16 protein-coding genes are annotated in these 19884 nt (G+C 73.8%); 10 read left to right on the forward strand and 6 right to left on the reverse strand.

Annotated elements, in window-relative coordinates; translation table 11 throughout:
- Nucleotides 1-4: 4 nt before the first annotated feature.
- Nucleotides 5-1954 carry an asparagine synthase (glutamine-hydrolyzing) gene (gene asnB, locus ACFY32_RS31400; protein WP_390676087.1) on the reverse strand — a complete coding sequence of 650 codons (1950 nt, stop codon included), beginning with the start codon at nucleotides 1952-1954 and terminating at the stop codon, nucleotides 5-7.
- A gap of 5 nt (nucleotides 1955-1959) precedes the next feature.
- Complete coding sequence (locus ACFY32_RS31405; protein ID WP_390676088.1) at nucleotides 1960-2952, reverse strand: NAD-dependent epimerase/dehydratase family protein; 993 nt, start codon at nucleotides 2950-2952, stop codon at nucleotides 1960-1962.
- 412 nt (nucleotides 2953-3364) lie between these two features.
- Here ACFY32_RS31405 and ACFY32_RS31410 point away from each other — a divergent pair, with 412 nt between their 5' ends.
- Both ACFY32_RS31410 and ACFY32_RS31415 read left to right on the forward strand, forming a co-directional pair.
- Nucleotides 3365-5071 (forward strand): ABC transporter ATP-binding protein, encoded by a 1707-nt coding sequence (locus ACFY32_RS31410; protein ID WP_390676089.1) that lies wholly within the window; start codon nucleotides 3365-3367, stop codon nucleotides 5069-5071.
- A complete protein-coding gene (locus ACFY32_RS31415) occupies nucleotides 5068-6933 on the forward strand; it encodes an ABC transporter ATP-binding protein (protein WP_359202390.1) in 1866 nt (621 codons plus the stop codon). The genes ACFY32_RS31410 and ACFY32_RS31415 overlap by 4 nt, the downstream gene beginning before the upstream one ends.
- 7 nt (nucleotides 6934-6940) lie before the next feature.
- Here the strand turns inward: ACFY32_RS31415 and hemA are convergent, their stop codons facing one another.
- Nucleotides 6941-8143, reverse strand: coding sequence for a 5-aminolevulinate synthase (gene hemA, locus ACFY32_RS31420; protein WP_390676090.1), 1203 nt, complete (start codon nucleotides 8141-8143; stop codon nucleotides 6941-6943).
- Nucleotides 8144-8273: 130 nt separating this feature from the next.
- On the opposite strand from hemA, the gene ACFY32_RS31425 reads away from it, so the two are divergent.
- Nucleotides 8274-9857 (forward strand): long-chain fatty acid--CoA ligase, encoded by a 1584-nt coding sequence (locus tag ACFY32_RS31425; protein WP_390676091.1) that lies wholly within the window; start codon nucleotides 8274-8276, stop codon nucleotides 9855-9857.
- 45 nt (nucleotides 9858-9902) lie between these two features.
- Here ACFY32_RS31425 and ACFY32_RS31430 read toward each other — a convergent pair whose 3' ends face one another.
- Nucleotides 9903-11039, reverse strand: a complete 1137-nt coding sequence (locus ACFY32_RS31430; RefSeq protein ID WP_359202394.1) for an NAD(P)/FAD-dependent oxidoreductase — start codon at nucleotides 11037-11039, stop codon at nucleotides 9903-9905.
- Nucleotides 11040-11171: 132 nt separating this feature from the next.
- Between ACFY32_RS31430 and ACFY32_RS31435 the strand changes: the two genes are divergently transcribed.
- From ACFY32_RS31435 to mnhG, 7 genes are all read left to right on the forward strand, one after another.
- Nucleotides 11172-11783, forward strand: a complete 612-nt coding sequence (locus tag ACFY32_RS31435) for a helix-turn-helix domain-containing protein (protein ID WP_359202396.1) — start codon at nucleotides 11172-11174, stop codon at nucleotides 11781-11783.
- A gap of 260 nt (nucleotides 11784-12043) precedes the next feature.
- On the forward strand, nucleotides 12044-14947 hold the full coding sequence (locus ACFY32_RS31440; RefSeq protein ID WP_390676092.1) for a Na+/H+ antiporter subunit A: 2904 nt from the start codon (nucleotides 12044-12046) through the stop codon (nucleotides 14945-14947).
- Entirely contained in the window at nucleotides 14944-15711 is a 768-nt protein-coding gene (locus ACFY32_RS31445; RefSeq protein WP_359202400.1) for a Na(+)/H(+) antiporter subunit C, read from the forward strand. The genes ACFY32_RS31440 and ACFY32_RS31445 overlap by 4 nt, the downstream gene beginning before the upstream one ends.
- Complete coding sequence (locus ACFY32_RS31450; RefSeq protein WP_390676093.1) at nucleotides 15708-17354, forward strand: Na+/H+ antiporter subunit D; 1647 nt, start codon at nucleotides 15708-15710, stop codon at nucleotides 17352-17354. Before ACFY32_RS31445 ends, ACFY32_RS31450 begins: the two co-directional genes overlap by 4 nt.
- Nucleotides 17351-17938, forward strand: coding sequence for a Na+/H+ antiporter subunit E (locus ACFY32_RS31455; protein ID WP_359202403.1), 588 nt, complete (start codon nucleotides 17351-17353; stop codon nucleotides 17936-17938). Before ACFY32_RS31450 ends, ACFY32_RS31455 begins: the two co-directional genes overlap by 4 nt.
- Complete coding sequence (locus tag ACFY32_RS31460) at nucleotides 17935-18252, forward strand: monovalent cation/H+ antiporter complex subunit F (protein ID WP_390676094.1); 318 nt, start codon at nucleotides 17935-17937, stop codon at nucleotides 18250-18252. Before ACFY32_RS31455 ends, ACFY32_RS31460 begins: the two co-directional genes overlap by 4 nt.
- A complete protein-coding gene (gene mnhG / locus ACFY32_RS31465; RefSeq protein WP_390676095.1) occupies nucleotides 18249-18611 on the forward strand; it encodes a monovalent cation/H(+) antiporter subunit G in 363 nt (120 codons plus the stop codon). Before ACFY32_RS31460 ends, mnhG begins: the two co-directional genes overlap by 4 nt.
- A gap of 18 nt (nucleotides 18612-18629) precedes the next feature.
- Here mnhG and ACFY32_RS31470 read toward each other — a convergent pair whose 3' ends face one another.
- Nucleotides 18630-19157 carry an NUDIX hydrolase family protein gene (locus ACFY32_RS31470; protein WP_359202447.1) on the reverse strand — a complete coding sequence of 176 codons (528 nt, stop codon included), beginning with the start codon at nucleotides 19155-19157 and terminating at the stop codon, nucleotides 18630-18632.
- 79 nt (nucleotides 19158-19236) lie between these two features.
- Nucleotides 19237-19884 carry an endonuclease gene (locus ACFY32_RS31475; protein ID WP_390676096.1) on the reverse strand — a complete coding sequence of 216 codons (648 nt, stop codon included), beginning with the start codon at nucleotides 19882-19884 and terminating at the stop codon, nucleotides 19237-19239.

The raw sequence follows: 19884 nt of genomic DNA on the forward strand, positions 1-19884 counted from the left end.
TCTCCTAGGAGAGGGCCGGGTACGCGGGGGACTCGGAGGAGCGGGGCCGGGCCGTCAGGTTCTCGGCCCAGAGCTGGTAGACCAGGAGGGCCCACAGCTTGCGGGAGGTGTCCCGCCGGCCGCCGAGGTGGTCGTCGACCAGCAGCCGCACCGCCCCGGCGTCGAACAGGCCGCCGCGGCGCAGCGCCGCCGTGGAGAGGGTGTCCAGCAGCAGGGGCCGCAGCTCGCCGCGGAGCAGCGCGGCCATCGGCGCGCGGAAGCCCAGCTTGGTCCTGCGGACGACGGCGGGGGGAAGCCAGTCGGCGGCGACCCGCCGCAGCAGGAACTTGCCGGTGAACCGGCGCAGTTTCAGCTCGGTGGGCAGGGAGTTGACGTACTCGACCAGGTCCAGGTCGAGGAAGGGCGAGCGCAGTTCGAGGGCGCTGCGCATGCCGCCCCGGTCCGTCTTGGTGAGGATGACGTCCCGCAGGAAGTGGGCGGTCACGGCGAGCTGGCTGAGCTGGACCTGGGAGAGACCGGGCTGGTCCCGCAGGAGGCGCGCGACCTCGGTGAACGGGTCGTGTCCGGCCAGCTCGGCCCCGGCCTCGGGGGTGAGGAGGCGTGGCAGTTCGCCCGGGGCGAAGGGCGCCGTCGAGAGGTAGAAGCGGTGCTCCGGCGCGGCGCGCAGCCCCTTGGCCAGCAGGCCGAGGGCCGCCGCCGCGGGGAGGTTGCCGGACCGGGCCGGCAGCGTGCGCGCGAGCTGCCGCACGAGGGTCTCCAGCCGAGGGGCCGGCAGGACGCGCAGCGCCAGCTCGATCGCCCGCTCGGCCTGGAAGTAGCGGTAGCCCAGGAGCAGTTCGTCGGCGCCGTCACCGGTGAGGGCGCCCCGCACCTGGGTGCGGGCCGCCCGGCAGACCAGGCGCATCGGCAGCAGTGAGGGATCGGCCAGCGGCTCGTCCGCGTGCGCCAGTTCGGACTCCACCACGCCCGCCAGGTCCGGGCCGCCGATCCGTACGACGTGGTGTTCGGTGCCGAGATGGCGGGCGACCGCCAGGGCGTGGCCGCTCTCGTCGAAGTCCGGGTCCACGAACCCCGCGCTGAAGGTGGGCACCGGCCGGCCGGGCTGGAGCTGCTGGGCCACCGCGGCCACCGCGCTGGAGTCCAGTCCGCCGCTGAGCAGCACGCCGAGCCGTCGGTCGGTGCTGGTGACACGGCGGGCGACGGCGGCCCGGAACAACTCCTCGAACCGCCGCTCGGCCTCCCGCAGTCCGGGACCCCGGCGCCCCTCGGTGCCGCCGGTGAGGCGGGGCCGCCAGAACTCGGTCTCCCGCACCTGTCCGCGCTCATGGGTGACACAGCTTCCGGGGCGCACCTTGAGCACTCCCCGCACGGCCGAGGCGGGGGCGCAGAACGCCTGGAACACCAGGTAGTCGGCGAGCGCGCCGAGGTCGGGGTCGCGCGGTACGGCGGGATGGCGCAGCAGGGCGGTGAGTTCGGAGGCGAAGGCGATGCCGTCCGGCACCCGGGTGTAGTAGAGGGGCTTCTTGCCCATCGGGTCGCGGGCCAGCACGGTGGTGCCGGTGCGGGCGTCGTGCAGGGCGAAGGCGAACATGCCCCGCAGCCGGTCGAGCATCCGCGTTCCGCACAGCTCGTACAGCTCCACCAGGACCTCGGTGTCGCTGCCGGTGCGCAGCGCGACCCCGGCGGCGCGCAGTTCGGCGCGGAGTTCGGCGTGGTTGTAGATCTCGCCGTTGAACACCAGGGCGGTCGCTCCCGATGCGGAGACGAAGGGCTGCGTGCCGTGGTCCGGGTCGGTGAAGGTCAGGGCGCAGTGCGCGAGGGTGACACCCCGGTGGTGCAGCCGGTGCGAGCCGTCGGGGCCGCGGTGCGCCACGGCGGCGAGCATGTGCTCGGCCGTGGCCCCCGTGTCCTCCCGGCCGGCGCCGGCGTCACTGAATCCGACGAATCCGCACATGCCGGTTACAGGTGCGGCGCGGACGCCGTGGAACCGCCGACCGTGACGGCGTCCTGTCCTTCGCGGGCCAGTGCCCGCCGGGTCGCCTCGATCTGGGTGGCGAGTCCCTCGCGCAGCCCGGTCCGGGCCGTGAAGCCCAGGACCCGGTCCGCCCGCCGGACGTCGGCGGTGGTCGAGCGGACGTCGCCGATGCGGGGCGCGCCGTAGGAGATGCGGGGGCGCGATCCGGACAGCTCGGCGGTCATGGACACCACTTCGTTGACCGAGACGGCGCTGCCGGTGCCGATGTTCAGGACCGTGCTGCCCCGGTCCCGGACCGCCGCGGCCAGCACCAGCGCGCGCACCACGTCGGACACGTGGGTGAAGTCGCGGAGCTGGGTCCCGTCGCCGTAGACCTCGACGGGCTCGTCGCGCAGCGTCGACCGGATCAGGCGGGAGATGAACATGTCCGGGCGCTGCCCGGGGCCGTAGACGGTGAAGAACCGCAGGGCGCAGACCGACAGGTCGGCGTCGCCCCGGGCGGCGAAGGCCAGGGCCAGCTTCTCCGCGGCGAGTTTGGTGACCCCGTAGGGGGAGAGCGGACGGGGCAGGTCGTCCTCGCTCATCGAACCGTCCGCGCCGCCGTACACGCTGGACGACGAGGCGACCACCACGCGTGCCACCCCGGCCTGGACGCAGGCGTCCAGCAGGCGCTGGGTGGCCAGAACGTTGCACTGGAGATACTCGGGGAATTGGGTCCACGACGGGCGGACCCCGGGTAACGCGGCCAGATGGAACACCGTGGAGGTGTTTTCCAGACAATCCCCCAGCGGCAGCGAGTTCAGGTCGCCGCGTATCGTCCGGAGGGTTCCGGAAAGGTCTGGTGACTGCCTCTCCAGATCATCCGGAAAGGGCTTGCGGTCCAACGCCACTACGTTTCTTCCGGAACTCCTCAATTCCGTCACGAGATGAGAGCCGATGAAACCGGCCGCACCGGTGACCAGAACGTTGTCGTCCATCGAGTCCGTCCCGCGTATGTCGCTCGACACGAATCCCCCTTGTTTCGCTCACATGTGGCTGATCAAGGCGGTGCTTGGGCGGTGCAGTCGGTGCACGTACGCGCGCTGCCTCCGGATCGACCGGACCGACCGCGCAACCGCTCGGACGCCCGTGGCGTAGTGCGACGGGAAGAGCGCGGCTGACCAGGATTTTGGCGTCGAGAAACGCATGTCCGGATCGAGAGACCTGGGGAGTGTAACAGCATGCGTCAATCACGAGCAATAGGACGCTTCGGTCCCCGGCCGGGAAGGGGACGAAATCGGCATTACCGTGTCATTCACAAGCGGCCGTACGGGACTTTATGCTGGCCGTTCGCCGCCGGGCGAATGGGGGAGGGACACGTTGGCAGGCAGTCCGTTGCGGCACCTTTCCATGCTTGTCCGCTACCTGCGCGGCGAGCGGACCGCCATGACACTGCTCGCTGTGCTGGTCCCCTCCGGGATCGCCCTGCAGCTCGTCGCGCCCTACCTGCTGCGCGCGTTCATCGACGGCACGCTCTCGGGCGACTCCGGCGACGCGCTGACGGGCCTGGCCACCTGGTCCCTGGCCGCCGCCCTGGGCGTGCTGGTGGTCACCGCGGGCACCGAGGCGCTGTCCTCGCGGGTGGCCTGGCGCAGCACCGACCGGCTCCGCGCGGACCTGGTCGCGCACTGCCTGAGCCGGCCGCCGGACTTCTACCGCAGGCATCCGCCCGGCGAGCTGGTCGAGCGGATGGACGGCGACGTCACCCGGCTCGCCGCGGTGATGTCGGCGCTGCTGCTGGAACTGCTGGCGCAGGCACTGCTGATCGTCGGCATCCTCATCGCCCTGTTCGAGCTGGAGTGGCGGCTCGCCCTGGTCTTCGCCCCGTTCGCGGCCGGCACCCTGCTGCTGCTGCGGGCCCTGGTGGGCCACGCCATGCCCTTCGTCACCGCGCGCCAGCGGGTGGCGGCGGACCTCCAGGGCTTCCTGGAGGAGCGCCTCGCGGCGGCCGAGGACCTGCGCGTCAACGGGGCCGCGCGGTACACGCTGCGCGAACTGGGCCGGCGGCAGGACGACCTGTACCGCAGGGCCCGGCAGGCCGCCCGCGCCTCGACCCGCTGGCCCGCCACCGTGCAGAGCCTGTCCGCCGCCAGCGTCGTCCTCGCCCTGGCGGTCAGCGCCTGGCTCCACTCCCGCGGCCAGCTCTCCACCGGGACGGCCTTCGCCGCCCTGTCGTACGCCATGCTGCTGCGCCGTCCCCTGCTGGCGGTCACCACCCGCTTCCGCGACCTGGAGGACGCCGCCGCGAGCGTCCAGCGGCTGAGGGACCTGCTGGGCCGTCCGACGACGTCCCGCACGGGGGACCGGACCCTGCCGGCCGGGCGGCCCGGCGTCCGCTTCGACCGGGTCTCCTTCTGTTACGAGCCCGGCGAACCGGTGCTGCGGGACGTCTCCTTCACCCTGCGCCCCGGTGAACGTCTCGGCGTCGTGGGGCGTACCGGAAGCGGCAAGTCCACCGTGGTACGGCTGCTGTTCGGGCTGCACCGGCCGGTGTCGGGCACGGTGTCGGCCGGCGGTCTGGACGTGACCGAACTCGACCCCCGGGCGCTGCGCGACCGGGTCGCGCTGGTCACCCAGGAGGTGCACGTCTTCCACGCCGCGCTCCGCGACAACCTCACCTTCTTCGACCCCGCCGTGCCCGACGACGAGCTGCACGCCGCGCTGGGCGAGGCCGGACTCGGCCCCTGGCTGCGCTCCCTGCCCGACGGCCTGGACACGGTGCTCGGCGCCGGCGCCCGGGGCATGTCCGCGGGCGAGGAGCAGCAGCTCGCGCTCGCCCGGGTGTTCCTGCGCGATCCGGGACTGGTCCTGATGGACGAGCCGACGGCCCGGCTGGACCCGTACAGCGAGCGGCTCCTGGTGCCCGCGCTGGAGCGACTGCTGCACGGCCGGACCGCCGTCGTGGTCGAGCACCGCCCGCACCTGCTGCGCACCGCCGACCGCATCCTGGTGCTGGAGGACGGCAAGGCCGTCGAGGAGGGCGAGCGGACCGCCCTCGCCGCCGACCCCGCGTCGCACTTCCACGAACTGCTGCGCACCGCGGAGGCCGCCCGGTGACGGCCGGGGACGGCGAGCGGCGGTCGGTCCTGGGGCGGCTGGTGGTCGTGCTGCGCGGGTCCGCCCGCGCCTACTGGACCCTCACCGGGCTCTGGGTCCTGCTGCGGCTGGGCACCCTCGCGGTGGGGCTGCTGTTCCAGCGACTGTTCGACGCCCTCGGCGCGGGCGGCGGCGTGTGGCTGGTCATCGCGCTGGTGGCCGGGATCGAGACGGGACGCCTGTTCGTCCAGTTCGGCGTCATCGTCAACAGGCTGGAGCCCCGGGTCCAGTACGCCACCACGGCCAAGCTGCGGCAGGCCCTGCTCGGCTCGGCCCTGCGCGGACCGGAGGTGACCGCCCGCACCACGCCCGGCGAGTCCCTGCGCACGGTCGGCGAGGACGTCGACGAGACGGGGTTCTTCGTCGCCTGGGCGCCGACCAACCTCGCCCACTGGCTGTTCGTCGCCGCGTCGGTCACGGTGATGATGCGCGTCGACGCCGTGGTCACCGGCGCCCTCCTCGCCCTCCTCGTCGTGCTGACGCTGGTCACCGCGCTGACCCACAGCCGGTTCCTGCGCTACCGGCGCGCCACCCGGGCCGCGTCCGGCGAGGTGGCGGGGGCCCTGCGGGAGATGGTGGGCGCCGTCGGCGCGGTGCAGGCCGCCGCCGCCGAACCCCGGGTCGCCGCGCACGTCGCCCGGCTGAACGGCGCCCGCGCACGGGCCGCCGTACGGGAGGAGCTGTACGCCGTCGTGCAGCGCACGGTGATCGGCAACGCGGCCCCGATCGGGGTCGCCCTGGTGCTGCTGCTGGTCGCGGGCCGGATGGGCGAGGGCGCCTTCGGCGTCGGCGACCTCGCCCTGTTCGCCTTCTACCTGCAAGTGCTCACCGAGGCCCTCGGTTCGATCGGCATGCTGTCCGTACGGCTGCAACGGGTCTCCGTGGCGCTCGGCCGGGTCGCCGGCTTCCTCGGCGGGAAGCTGCGGTGGTCCCTGGAGCGGTCCGGTACGCCCCCCGAGCCGGAAGACGGCCGGGCGGCCGCCGCACCGGACGGCGCCCCGCGGCCCGTCCCGCCCCCGCGGCCGGCACCCGCCCGGGGACTCCCGCCACGGGCGGCGCCCCTGCGGGAACTGGCCGTCCGCGGCCTCACGGCCCGCCACCCCGGCACCCCGCACGGCATAACCGACGTGGACCTGGTGGTGGAGCGGCACACCGTCACCGTGGTCACCGGCCGCGTCGGCTCCGGCAAGACCACCCTCGTCCGGGCCGTGCTCGGACTGCTGCCGCGCGACGCGGGCACCCTGCTGTGGAACGGGGAACCCGTCGCCGACCCCGCGTCGTTCCTGGTCGCGCCCCGCTGCGGCTACACGCCGCAGGTGCCGAAGCTGTTCAGCGGAACGGTCCGGGAGAACGTCCTGCTGGGCCGGGACGGCGCGGCCTTCGGCGAGGCCGTCCGCCTCGCCGTGATGGAACCCGACCTGGCGGCGATGCAGGACGGCCCGGAGACCGTGGTGGGCCCGCGCGGGCTGCGCCTGTCGGGCGGGCAGATCCAGCGCGCCGCCATCGCCCGGATGCTGGCGGGCGGCCCCGAACTCCTGGTGCTGGACGACGTCTCCAGCGCCCTGGACCCGGAGACCGAACGCCAGTTGTGGGAGAGGCTGCTGGACGGCAGGCGCACCGTGCTGGCGGTCTCCCACCGGCCGGCGGTGCTGCGCGCGGCCGACCGGGTGGTGGTGCTCGTGGACGGGCGGGTGGAAGCCTCGGGCACCTTCGACGAGGTCATGGCGGCCTCCGCCGAGCTGGGCAGGATCTGGACCGGAGCGGGGCAGACGGACGGCACCGGGGACACCGGGCCCGTTCCGCCCGGCCCTCCCCGGCGGTGACGGGCCCTCAGCCGGTCCGGGCCGCCCCCAGCTCGGACCAGATGCCGTCCAGGGCGTCCACGAACCGGTGGATCTCCTCGGGCTCGTGCACCGCCGAGGGCGCGAGCCGCAGGATCTCCTCACCCACCGGGACGCTGGGCGCGTCGATGGACTGGACGTACGCGCCGTGCCGCTCCAGCAGCAGGACCGACATCCGCCGGCACAGCCGGTCCTCGCCGACCAGGACGGGCACGATGTGGGACTCGTCCGACAGCACCGGGATGCCGCGTTCGCGCAGCAGACCGTGGGTCAGCCGGGCGTTTCGCGCCAGGCGCTCCCGCTCCACGTCCGAGCGCCGCAGATGCCGTACCGCGGCGAGCGCGCCCGCCGCGACCGCGGGCGGCAGCGCGGTGGTGAAGATGAAGGAACGGGCGTGGGCCCGTACCGCGTCCATGAGCACGGCCGGTCCCGCGACATAGCCGCCCGTCATGCCGAACGCCTTGGCGAGGGTCCCCATCACCACCGTGAACTCGGAGTCGAGCCCGGCGCGGGCCGCGATGCCCGCCCCTTCCGGCCCGTACATGCCGACCGCGTGCACCTCGTCGAGGAACGTCACCGCTCCGTACCGCTTGGCCAGGCCGGCGACCTCCGCCAGGGGCGCGATGTCGCCGCGCATCGAGTGCACGGACTCCAGGACGATCAATTTCGGCCGGTCCGGATCGGCCGCGGCCAGCAACTCCTCCAAGTGCTGCCCGTCATTGTGCCGGAATATGTGCTTGCGGGCGCCGCTGTGCCGTAATCCGTCGATGATGGACGCGTGGTTCGCCGAATCCGAGAACGCCTGGCAGCCGTCGATGACACCCGCGAGCACCGACAGCGATCCCTCATTGGCCGAATATCCCGAGGCGAAGAGAACGGCGTCCTCCTTGCCGTGCAGGTCGGCCAACTCGCGTTCCAGCGCCACATGGCAGTGGTTCGTGCCGCCGATGTTCCGGGAACCGCCTGATCCGCCGCCGTATTCGTCCACCGCGCGCTTCATCGCGTCCAGGACGTCCGGATGCTGGCCCATACCGAGATAGTCGTTGCTGCACCAGATGGAGATCTCGCCATCCGAGGTGCTCGCCGTGGGGAACCGGCCCGCCTTGCGGCCCAGTTCGAGAAATTCCCGCTTCCGGTCCCCGGTTTCCTGGGCGAGGCGCACGAAGAAGTCCATGTAGAGGGACATGTCCATGTTCCGCTCCTTTTCGCTTCCCAACGGGTCGGGCTCATCCTAGGATCCACCGCGGAACTTGCACAGAAGTCGTTTCCTGCTGTCGTACGGCCGGTAATCACCGATCACCGGAAAACGAAGCGGAGTGGTGATGAGTACTTACGGGAATGCGACGCTTTCGGCGGCCACGATCCTTTCGGACTCCGCGGCCCGCCGGCCCGATCGCGTCGCCGTGGTCAGCGGCGCCGAGCGGATCACCTACGGCTCGCTCTGGCGCTCGGCGCTGCGGTACGCGGCGGTGCTGCGCGAGCGGGGGGCGGGCCCCGGCGACCGGATCGGGCTGCTGGTGGACAACTCGCCGCACTTCCCGGTGGCGTACTTCGCGGTCCTCGCCCTGGGCGCGACCGCCGTACCCGTGAACGTGCTGCTGAAGAGCGACGACATCGCCTACATCCTCCGGCACGCCAAGGCCCGGCTCCTCGTCTGCTCGGCCGGGTCGCTGGGCGAGGCGGAACCCGCGGCCGGGGCGGCGGGCACTACCGTCCTCACCGTCGGCGCGGGCGTCGGGCACGGCCCGCACCCCGCGCTCGGCGAACTCGCCGCCGGCGCGGCGCCGTTGGCGGGAGCCGTGCCGCGCTCCCCGGACGACATCGCGGTGATCCTCTACACCTCCGGCACCACCGGCCGCCCCAAGGGCGCGGCGCTCACCCACCTCAACCTGGTGATGAACGTGGCCACGACGATGCTCTCCCCGTTCGAGATGGGGCCGGCCGACGTGCTGCTGGGCTGTCTGCCGCTGTCCCACACCTTCGGCCAGATCTGTGGCATGGGGACATGCTTCCGGGCCGGGGCGCGGCTGGTCCTGATGCGGAGGTTCACCGCCGAGGAGGCGCTGGACCTGATGGAGGCCGAGGGGTGCACGGTCCTGATGGGCGTGCCCACCATGTACCTCGCCCTCATCGAGGCGGCCCGCCGCCGTCCCGGGCGGCCGGGGCTGCAGCGCGCCTACTGCGGGGGCTCGGCCCTGCCGGTGGACACGCTCGCCGCGTTCGAAGCCGCCTTCGGCTGCCCGGTCCACGAGGGGTACGGCCTCACCGAGACATCCCCTTGTGTCGCCTACAACCAGCGCGACTGGCCGAGGAAACCCGGCACGGTCGGCAAGCCGGTCTGGGGCGTCGAGGTCGCCATCACCCGGCCCGAGGCCGAGGACACCCTGGAGCCGCTCCCCGCCGGGGAGGTCGGCGAGATCGTCGTACGCGGGCACAACCTGATGGCCGGTTACGTCGACGACCCCGGTGCCACCGCCGCCGCGTTCGTGGAGGGCTGGTTCCGCACCGGGGACCTGGGAAGCCTGGACGACGAGGGGTATCTGACCGTCGTCGACCGCAAGAAGGACGTGATCCTGCGGGGCGGGTACAACGTCTACCCCCGGGAGGTGGAGGACGCGCTGCTGCGGCACCCCTCGGTCGCCCGGGTCGCGGTGGTCGGGCTCCCGGACCCGGTCCACGGCCAGGAGGTGTGCGCCGTGGTGGTGCCGCGGGACGGTCTGCGGCCGGACGAGGAACTGGCGGACACCCTGCTGGCCTGGGGCGAACGCCACATCGCGGCCTACCGGCGCCCCCGGCGGGTGGTCTTCCGCGACCGGCTGCCCCTGGGGCCGAGCGGCAAGGTGCTCAAGCGGGAGCTGGCCGCGCTGCTCCGGCCGGCCGGCGACGCCGGGCCGCCGCCTGCCTGAGCCGGCCTCGACCGCCGCCGGACCGGCCGGACGCACGGGGAGCGGTCAGCGGGCGCCGTCGTGGCCGGGGTCGTGCGGTGCGGCGGAGAGCAGGTCCTGGGCGTGGCCGTCCAGGGCGTGCTGCGTCTCGGTGGAGCGGGGCAGCATGGTCTTCTCGTAGGCCCGGAGCGCGTCGGCGACGCTGTCGTGGCTCGCCAGGGCGAGGGCGAGTTCACAGGCGTCGAGCATGGCGAGGTTGACGCCGACGCCGAGCGGGGGCATGAGGTGGGCGGCGTCGCCGAGCAGGGTGACGGCCGGGTCCGGGTCCCAGGTGTGGGGGACCGGCAGGGCGTACAGGGGGCGGTCGACGTAGGGGCCGTCGTTGTCGGAGAGCATGCCGCGCAGCCTGGGCGACCAGGCGCGGTAGCGGTCCAGGAGGACGGCGCGGATGCCGTCGGTGTCCCCGGCGGTGAGGCCGGCGCCGGTGATCCAGTCGGCGGGGACGCGCTGTATGACGTAGACCCGGATGTGGTCGCCGTCGTTGCGCTGGGCGAACAGCCCCCGCTCTCCGTCCGCCGCGAGGGCGCTGCCCAGGCCCACGAGTCCGGCGATCCCGGCGTGCCGGTCGCCGACGTCGTGGAACCACGCCTCCAGGAAGCTGATGCCGGTGTACCGCGGGACGGCGTCGGAGACGGCGCGGCGGACCGTGGACCAGGCGCCGTCGGCGCCGATGACGAGGTCGGCCTCGATGGTGGTGCCGTCGGCGAAGCGCAGTCGGCGGGGGCCCTCGCGGGGGCCTTCGACGCGGCGCAGGGCGTGGCCCCAGCGCACGGTGCCGGGCCGGAGCGAGTCCAGGAGCAGGCCGCGCAGGCGGCCGCGGTCGATCTCGGGCTTGAAGCGCTCGCCCTCGGCGGGGACGTGGTGGAAGCCGATGGCACCCGACGCGTGGTCGAGCCGGCGCATCTCCTGCCCCTCGGGACGGGAGAGGCGGAGGAACTCCTCCAGCAGCCCCGCTTCGCGCAGGGCGATCTGGCCGTTGTCCTCGTGCAGGTCGAGGCTGCCGCCCTGGTCGCGGGCGCCGGGGCCGGTGTCCCGGTCGTACACGGTGACGTCGATGCCGTGCCGCTGGAGGATGCGCGCGCAGGTCAGACCGCCGGGACCGGCTCCGACGACGGCGATCCGGGCGGCCGATGGCGTGGGCATGGTGATGCTCCGTCCGTGAGGTGTGTCGGCCGGGTCCGTCCCCGGGCCGCCGCACCAGCAGAGCACAACGAGTAAATAAGTGCAACAACTCAACTTTTTGTACGAGGCAATCGATGGGGTAGGGTCGCTGCCATGCCCGGTACCAGTGAGCAGAGCGGCGCCGCGCCCGCGCCCGTGGGGCGCCGTGAGCGCAAGAAGGCCGCGACCCGTCAGGCCATCGCCGACGCCGCGCTGCGCCTGTTCCTGGAGCGCGGCTACGACGACGTGGGCATCCGGGAGATCGCGGACGCCGCCGACGTGTCCACCACCACGCTGTTCAAGCACTTCCCCGTCAAGGAGGCCCTGGTCTTCGACCGGGAGGCCGACCTGGAGGCCGGTCTGCTCGCCGCCGTGCGCGAGCGGCCCCGGGGGCGGTCCGTCCCGGACGCCCTGCGCGAGCACGCCCTGCGCCACCGCCGGGCGGGCGCCGCCGGCGAGCCGGAGTTCGCGGCCTTCCTGGACCTGGTCGACAGCACCCCGGCGCTGCGCGACTACCACCAGGCCATGTGGCTGCGCCACACCGCCGCCCTGGCCCGGGTCATCGCCGAGGAGAGCGGCCGCCCCGCGGACGACGCGGCCTGCACCGCCCTGGCCCACCTCGCCCTCGCGGCCCCGCACGCCGCCCGCGGCCACGACGCCGCCGAGGAGGTCGTCAACCGGGCCTTCGACCTGCTCGACGGCGGCTGGCGGACCCTGACCGGCTGACCGGCTGACCGGCCCTTCCGCACCGCCGGCGACCGCCCGCCCGCCGCTCCTTCGAACCGTCGGCTCCGTACCGTCGGCGGGACCGCCCGCCACCCTCCGTACCGGCACGGGCGGTCCGCCCGGCCCCCGCCTCCCCCGGGCCCCGGCCGACCCACACCGCCCCTGCCCGTCGCGGCGTGCCTGGGCGGCGCGGCGGCATGGGCGATATATCACTGTTGGGTGCTCTTTCCTTCCACCGTCCTGCCCCCGTCCGGACCCGCGTGACCGCGCTCGTCCTCGGCCACTTCGTGCTCGCGCTGTTCGCCGCGCCGCTCGTCCGGCGGTGCGGAACCCGCGCGTTCCTCGTGCTGGCCCTGCCCCCCGTGGCCGCCGCCGTCTGGGCGGCCACCCGGTGGAGCACCGCCGCCGGGGGCGGCACCGACACCGAGGTGTGGACCTGGCTGCCCGCCTACCACGTCGACTGGGCGCTGCGCCTGGACGCCCTGGCCGAACTCATGGTGCTGCTCGCCGCCGGGGTGGGCGCCCTGGTCCTGGTGTACTGCGCCTCCTACTTCGAGGACCGGGCGCCGGACCTGGGCCGGTTCGCGGGGAACCTGCTCGCCTTCGCCGGGGCGATGCTCGGCCTGGTCCTCGCCGACGACCTGATCCTGCTGTACGTCTTCTGGGAACTGACGACCGTCTTCTCGTACCTGCTGATCGGGCAGAGCAGCGACCGCAAGGGGAACCGGCGCAGCGCCCTGCAGTCCCTGACGGTGACCACGCTAGGCGGGCTGACCATGCTGGTCGGCTTCCTGCTGCTGGGCCGGCAGGCCGGTACGTACCGGATCTCGGCGATCCTCGCCGACCCGCCGCCCGCGTCGGCGGCGCTGTCGGCGGCGGTCGTGCTGATCCTGGCCGGGGCGCTGTCCAAGTCGGCGATCTGGCCGTTCAGCCTGTGGCTGCCGAACGCGATGGCCGCCCCCACCCCGGTCAGCGCCTATCTGCACGCCGCCGCGATGGTGAAGGCCGGGGTCTACCTCGTGGCCCGGCTCGCCCCGGCCCTCGCCGAGGTCACGCCCTGGCGGCCGCTGCTGCTGGTGCTCGGCGGCGCGACGATGCTGCTCGGAGGCTGGCGGGCGCTGCGCCTGTGCGACCTCAAACTCGTCCTCGCCCACGGCACCGTCAGCCAGCTCGGGTTCCTGACGGTGCTCACCGGCGCCGGCCGCCACGACACCGCCCTGGCCGGCACCGCCATGATCCTCGCCCACGCCCTGTTCAAGGCGCCCCTGTTCCTCGTCACCGGGATCGTCGACCACGCCGCCGGCACCCGTGACCTGCGCAAGCTGTCCGGGCTGGGGCGCGAGCTGCCCGCCGTGTGCGCGGTCGCCGTCGTCGCGGGGCTGTCGATGGCCGCCGTACCGCCGCTGCTCGGGTTCGCCGCGAAGGAGGCCGCGTTCCAGACGCTGCTGGACGGCGGCACCGCCGACCGGTGGGCGCTCGCCGCGACCGTCCTCGGATCGGCGCTGACCACCGCGTACACCCTGCGCTACCTGTGGGGTGCCTTCGCCCGCAAACCCGGCGTCCCCAACACCCGCGCGCACCGCGTCCCCGTCGCGTTCCTCGCGCCGCCCGCCGTGCTGGCCGGCGCCTGCCTGGTCCTGGGCCCCGGCGCCGGGTGGCTCCAGGGTCTGCTCGGCGCGTACGCCGAGGGGTTCCCGGCGCCCGCGCGTCCGTACCATCTGGCGCTCTGGCACGGGGCGGGTCCCGCCCTCGCGCTGTCCGGCGCGGCCTGGGCGGGCGGGGTGCTGCTGTTCCTCGCCGCCCGTCCCGTCGTCCGGGTCGGCAAGGCGCTGGCCTGGCGCTCCGCCGACCGGAACTTCGGGCACCTGCTGCTCGCCCTGGAACGCGCCGCCCTGCAGTGCACCGGGTTCGTGCAGCGCGGCTCGCTGACGGTGTACCTGATGACCACCCTCGGTGTCGTCCTCGCCGGTCAGATCGCCGTCCTCGTCACCGACCGGCCCTGGACCGGCGCCCCCGCCCCCCGTCTGTGGGACACCCCGGTCCAGGCCGGTGTCACGCTGCTGACCTGCGCCGCCGCCCTGCTCTGCCTGGGCGCGCGGCGCCGGATGAAGGCCGTGGTGCTCGCCGGGCTCACCGGCTACGGCACCGCGCTGCTGTTCGTGGTGCAGGGCGCCCCCGACCTCGCGGTCACCCAGTTCTGCGTCGAGACCGTCTCGATGATCGTGTTCGTGCTGGTGCTGCGGCGGATGCCGGTGCGGTTCGAGGAGAGCTACCGGCTGCGCCGGCGCGTCCTGCGGATGCCGCTGGCCCTCGCCGGCGGCGCCGCCGTCGCCGTCGTCCTGTGGATCATGGCGGGGCACCGGCGGGGCGACACCGCCGGGTCGGCGATGGTCGAGGAGGTCGCCCACCACGGCCTGAAGGACGTCGTCGCCACCATCCTCGTAGATCTGCGGGCCTGGGACACCATGGGGGAGTCCGCCGTGCTCGCCGCCGCCGCGATCGGCGTGACCAGCCTCATCTACCTGCACCGGCGCACCGACCGGCCGGCCCCGCCACCGCCCGGCGACCCCCCGGGCGGCGCCGCGCTCACCGCCTGGAGCCTGCCCCCGGGCAGCCTCGCCGGAGTGCCCAGCGGCGACGAGAGCGCCCCGGAACGGACCTGGCTCGCGGCCGGCGACACCCTCACCCCCGAGCGCCGCTCCATCCTCCTCGAAGTGGTCGCGCGGCTGATCTTCCACCCGATCCTGGTGCTCTCCGTCTACCTGCTGATGTGCGCGGAGAACCTGCCGGGCGGCGGCTTCGTCGCCGGACTGGTCGCCGGGGTCGCCTTCATCACCCGCTACCTGGCCGGCGGACGCCACGAACTCGGCGACGCCGCGCCCTTCGCCCCCGGCCTCTTCACCGGCCTCGGCATGTTCCTGTCCACGGGGGTCGCGCTGGGCGGGCTGATCGAGGGCACCGTGCTGCACGGCTGGACCTGGCACGGCCACCTCCCGGTGTGGGGCGACAGCCATCTGAGCACCGCCGTCCTCTTCGACTGCGGCGTCTACCTCCTCGTCCTGGGCGTGGTCCTCGACATCGTGCGCGCCCTCGGTGCCCGGATCGACCGGCAGATCGAACGCGCCGCCGCCCGGCGCCACCAGCGGGAGGCGGGCACCGAGTGACCGTGAGCCTGGCCCTCCTGGTGGCCGCCGCCGTCCTCAGCGCCGTCGGCGGCGTGCTGATGCTGACCCGGTCCCTGACCCGCGTCCTGCTCGGCGCCGTCGTCCTCGGCAACGGCATCAACCTGCTGGTCCTCGCCTCCACCGGCAGCGCGGGCGACGCCCCGCTGCTGTACCCGCACGTCATCCGCAACCGGGTCACCGACCCGCTGCCGCAGGCCATCGCGCTCACCGCGATCGTCATCACCCTCGCCACCACCGCGTTCCTGCTCTCCATGGCCTACCGCAGCCACCAGGTCACCGGCTCCGACGAGATCAGCGACGACACCGAGGACCGGCTGGTCGCGCTGCGCGCCGAGGTCCTGCACCGGCGCGGCGAACTGCGCGCCCGCTACCGCAAGCTGCGCGCCGAGCGCGGCACCACCCAGGAACAGCGCGACCGCTACCGCGCCGCCCGCAAGGAACTGCGCGACCGGATGCGGGAGGAGCGCGCCTACCAGGCCAGGACCAACGACGTCTCCGGCAACATCTGGAACGACATCCTCGGCGCCGACCCCGAGGACTACCGGGCCGGCCGGGAACAGGGCGCGCGGGACGCGGCCGGCCGGCCCGGACCGGCCCCCGCCCACGACGCCGGCCCCTCCAACGACCCCGGGGAGAGCGGCCGCGAACCCGAGGAGCAGGCCGACGCCGGCCCGGACCGGCCGCCCGGCCGGCCCGGACAGCCCGACGACCCCGAGGGCCCCGGCAAGGAAGGAACCAGGTGAACGCGCTCGTCCCGCTCCCCGTGCTGCTGCCCCTGTGCGTCATGGGCCTGGAACTGGCCATCGGACCCCGGCTGCACCGGTTCAAGCGCCTGATCAGCCTCACCGTGCTCGGCGCCGTCTTCGTGTTCTCCGTGATCCTCATGATCGCCGCCGACCGGCACGGCCCGCTCCACGTCGATCTCGGCGACTTCGCCCCGCCGCTCGGCGTCACCCTCGTCGCCGACCGCCTCGCGGGCCTGATGCTCACCGTGTCCAGCGCCATCACCCTGCTCGTCCACCTGTACTCGCTCGGCCAGGGCATGGCCGACCGCGACGAGCGCACCCCGCTCGGCGTCTTCCACCCGGCCTATCTGATCCTGGTGGCCGGCGTCTCGTGCACCTTCCTCGCCGGTGACCTCGTCAACCTCTACGTCGGCTTCGAGATCATGCTGGTCGCCAGCTACGTCCTGCTCACCATCGGCGGTACCGCCACCCGCATCCGGGCCGGATCGACGTACGTGATCATCTCGCTGTTCTCGTCGATGCTGTTCCTCGTCGCCATCGCCATGGCCTACTCGGTCGCCGGCACCGTCAACTTCGCCCAACTGGCGGGCCGGCTCCAGGAGATCCCGCTCGGGGTGCGGACCCTGCTGGAGGCCATGCTGCTGACCGTCTTCGCGATCAAGGCGGCGGTCTTCCCGCTCGCCGCCTGGCTGCCCGACTCCTACCCGACCGCGCCCGCCCCGGTCACCGCCGTCTTCTCGGGCCTGCTCACCAAGGTCGGCGTGTACGCGATGCTGCGCACCCAGACCCTGCTCTTCCCCGGCCACCGCCTCGGCGACCTGCTGATGCTGGCCGCCCTCGCCTCCATGGCCGTCGGCATCCTCGGCGCGGTCGCGCAGACCGACCTCAAACGCGTGCTGACGTTCACCCTGATCAGCCACATCGGCTACATGGTCTTCGGAATCGCCCTCGCCGGCCGCGCCGCGCTGGGCGGGGCGATCGTGTACGTGGCCCACCACATCACCGTGCAGACCACCCTGTTCCTCGTCGCCGGGCTCATCGAGCGGCGCGGCGGCACCACGGAACTCACCCGCCTCGGCGGCCTCGCCAGGTCCGCGCCGCTGCTCGCCGTGCTGTTCTTCGTGCCGGCCATGAACCTGGCGGGCATTCCGCCGCTGTCCGGGTTCATCGGCAAGCTCGGCCTGATGCGGGCGGGCGTCGACAACGGCGGCAACTGGGCCTGGGCGCTGGTCGCCGGGTCCGCCGCGACCAGCCTGCTCACCCTCTACGTCATGGCCAAGGTGTGGAACCTGGCGTTCTGGCGGCAGGCGCCGCCCGGCACCGAGGAGGAAGGCGTGGTCCTGGAGTCCGCCGAAGACGACGACGGCGACGACGGCGACGACGGCGACGACGAGGAGACCGGCGGGCCCGCCGGCCGCCGCCCCGCCCCCGCCGGGGCCGTGGTCACCGCCGGTCTGCTCGGCCGGTCCATCACCACCACCCGGCACCTGCCCTGGCCCATGGTGACGGCGACCTGCGCCGCCGTCGCCCTCGGCCTGCTCTACACCGTCCTCGGCGGCCCCCTGACCACCTTCGCCGACCGCGCCGCCGCCGAACTCCTCGCCCGCGGCCCCTACATCGAGGCGGTGCTCGACCGGTGAGCGACCACCCGCCCTACCGCTGGACCATCGGCGTCGGCACCGGCCGCCGGGTGCTGGACCTGCCGCTCATCGCCTGGCTCACCGTCATCTGGGTCCTGCTCTGGGGCACCCTGTCCTGGGCCAACCTGGTCAACGGCGTGCTCGTCGCGGTCTGCGTCTGCCTCGCCTTCCCGCTGCCCGCCGTCGACCTCGGCCTGCGGCTGCGCCCCCTGGGCATCCTCCGCCTCGTCGCCTACCTGCTGTACGACATGTACTCCTCCAGCATCGCCGTCACCCGGCAGATCTTCACCCGGGCCCCGCTCAGGGCGGCGGTCGTCGCCGTGCCGCTGCGCTGCCGCAGCGACCTGATGCTGACCTCCACCGCCGTCGCCGTCTCCAACGTGCCCGGCGGTTCCGTCATCGAGGTGCGCCGCGCCACGGCCACCGTCTTCCTGCACGTCCTGGACGCCGACGACCCCGGCGCGATCGAGGCCGCCAAGCGCTCGGTGTGGCGCATGGAGGAACTGGTCGCCCGCGCCTTCGGCACCGCCGAGGACATCGCCCGCGCCGCCCGGCCCGTACCGGAGGGGGAGCAGTCGCCGTGAACACCCTGCACGCCGTCGAGGACGCCCTGCTGACCGCCTCGGTGGTGATGATCGTCGTCGCGGGCGCCCTGCTGCTGTACCGGATCTGGTACGGGCCCTCGATGCTGGACCGGGCGGTCTCCCTGGACGTGGCCGCCGCGCTGATCGTGGCCGGCATCGGCGCCAAGTCCGCGCGGGAGGGCGACCCGTTCTACTTCCCGGTGATGCTGGTGCTCGCCTTCCTCGGCTTCACCGGGTCGGTGGGCATCGCCCGGTTCATCGCGGTACGCGACCGGCCCGCGCGCCGCCCGGACGGCACGGAGGACCACCGGTGAACGCCCTCGCCGAGGCCGCCGACCTGATCGGCGCGCTGCTGATGTTCCTCGGCTGCCTGCAGTCCCTGCTCGGCGTGATCGGGATGCTGCGCTTCCCCGACGTGCTCTCCCGCACTCACGCCGCGACCAAGCCGCAGACCCTCGGGATGCTGCTCGTCCTCGCCGGTGTCGCGCTGCGCCTGCGCCACGGCATCGACCTGGGCACCCTGGCGCTCATCGCGTTCTTCCAGTTCCTGACCGGTCCGGTCGCCTCCCACCTGGTGGCGCGCGTGGCGTACCGGACCGGTCAGACGGGCAGCCGGGGCCTGCTCCGCGACGACCTGGACCCGCAGCTCAGCGACGACGAGGAGCAGCGGTGACGAGCCGCCGGGGGCCGCTCAGGCCACGCAGCCCACATGGGCGAGCGCCTGCTTGAGCAGCACCCCGTGGCCGCCCGGCATCTCGCTCTGCACCGCCGGCGACAGCGCCTCCTGGGGGCTGAACCAGACCAGGTCCAGCGCGTCCTGCCGGGGCCGGCAGTCCCCGGTCACCGGCACCACGTAGGCGAGCGAGACGGCGTGCTGGCGGGGGTCGTGGTACGGGGTGACGCCCTGGGTCGGGAAGTACTCCGCGACCGTGAACGGCTGGAGCGAGGCCGGCACCCGGGGCAGCGCCACCGGGCCGAGGTCCTTCTCCAGATGGCGCAGCAGGGCGTCCCGGACCCGCTCGTGGTGGAGCACCCGGCCCGAGACCAGGGTCCGGCTGACCGTCCCGTCGGGGCCGATGCGCAGCAGCAGGCCGACGCTGGTGACTTCGCCGCTGTCGTCGACACGGACGGGGACGGCGTCGACGTACAGGATGGGCATGCGGGCGCGGGCCGATTCGAGTTCGTCGGTCGTCATCCAGCCCGGCGTGGTTTCGGTCATGTCAGACATCGCTTGATCATACTTTCAGCGTCTCCTTCTGCCCGGGAAACGCTCCGGGCCGACTGCGACCGGTCCGACGTCATCCGGCCCGTTCCAGGGTGTCACGGACCACCTCCGGGTCCAGGGCCGCGCGGACCAACGCGGCGGCGAGGACCGCCGGTTCGGTGTCACCGGCGGCCCTCACCACGGCGTCGGGGTCCTCCGGCAGGCCCAGGCGGGCGGCGCCCTGGAGGGCCTTGCGGTCCAGGCGGGGGGCCGACCGGGGCCAGACCCGCTGGACCTCGCGGAGGAAGATGTCGGCGCCGGCCGGGCCGACGCCGGGGAACTCCTGGAGCAGGCGGCGCAGTTCGGGAACCTGTCCGCCGGCCTCCTCGCGCAGCGCGCGCAGATCGCCGCCCCAGCGCGCGATCAGCAGCTCGGCCTCCGCGCCGAGCTGGGTGGCGGTCCGCTCGTCGTAGCGCCGGTAGCCGCCCCGGCCGAGCACGTCGACCCGCCGCCGCCGACTAGCGTCGGCCATGCGGCGCGGGTCGCGCAGCCCCGCCTCGTACAGGGCACGGGCGGTGGCCACGGCGACCGGGCCGCGGATGCGGGCGCTCAGCAGATGGGCCAGGACCAGCAGTCGGTACAGCGGCTGCGGGGTGTCCCGCAGCCGGATGCCCGCCTCCTCGGCGTACGTCCGCCCGTGCGCGCCGACGAGTTCCGCGAGGACGCGCCGGTCGCGGTCCAC

The organism is Streptomyces sp. NPDC000134, from assembly GCF_042899225.1.
Lineage (GTDB): Bacteria > Actinomycetota > Actinomycetes > Streptomycetales > Streptomycetaceae > Streptomyces.

Coding starts and splice junctions, on each gene's coding strand:
- hemA (WP_390676090.1), bottom strand. CDS start 8,143: ATGGACATGTCCCTCTACATGGACTTCTTCGTGCGCCTCGCCCAGGAA.
- ACFY32_RS31430 (WP_359202394.1), bottom strand. CDS start 11,039: ATGCCCACGCCATCGGCCGCCCGGATCGCCGTCGTCGGAGCCGGTCCC.
- ACFY32_RS31470 (WP_359202447.1), bottom strand. CDS start 19,157: ATGACCGAAACCACGCCGGGCTGGATGACGACCGACGAACTCGAATCG.
- ACFY32_RS31410 (WP_390676089.1), top strand. CDS start 3,365: ATGCTTGTCCGCTACCTGCGCGGCGAGCGGACCGCCATGACACTGCTC.
- ACFY32_RS31405 (WP_390676088.1), bottom strand. CDS start 2,952: ATGGACGACAACGTTCTGGTCACCGGTGCGGCCGGTTTCATCGGCTCT.
- ACFY32_RS31425 (WP_390676091.1), top strand. CDS start 8,274: ATGAGTACTTACGGGAATGCGACGCTTTCGGCGGCCACGATCCTTTCG.
- ACFY32_RS31435 (WP_359202396.1), top strand. CDS start 11,172: ATGCCCGGTACCAGTGAGCAGAGCGGCGCCGCGCCCGCGCCCGTGGGG.
- asnB (WP_390676087.1), bottom strand. CDS start 1,954: ATGTGCGGATTCGTCGGATTCAGTGACGCCGGCGCCGGCCGGGAGGAC.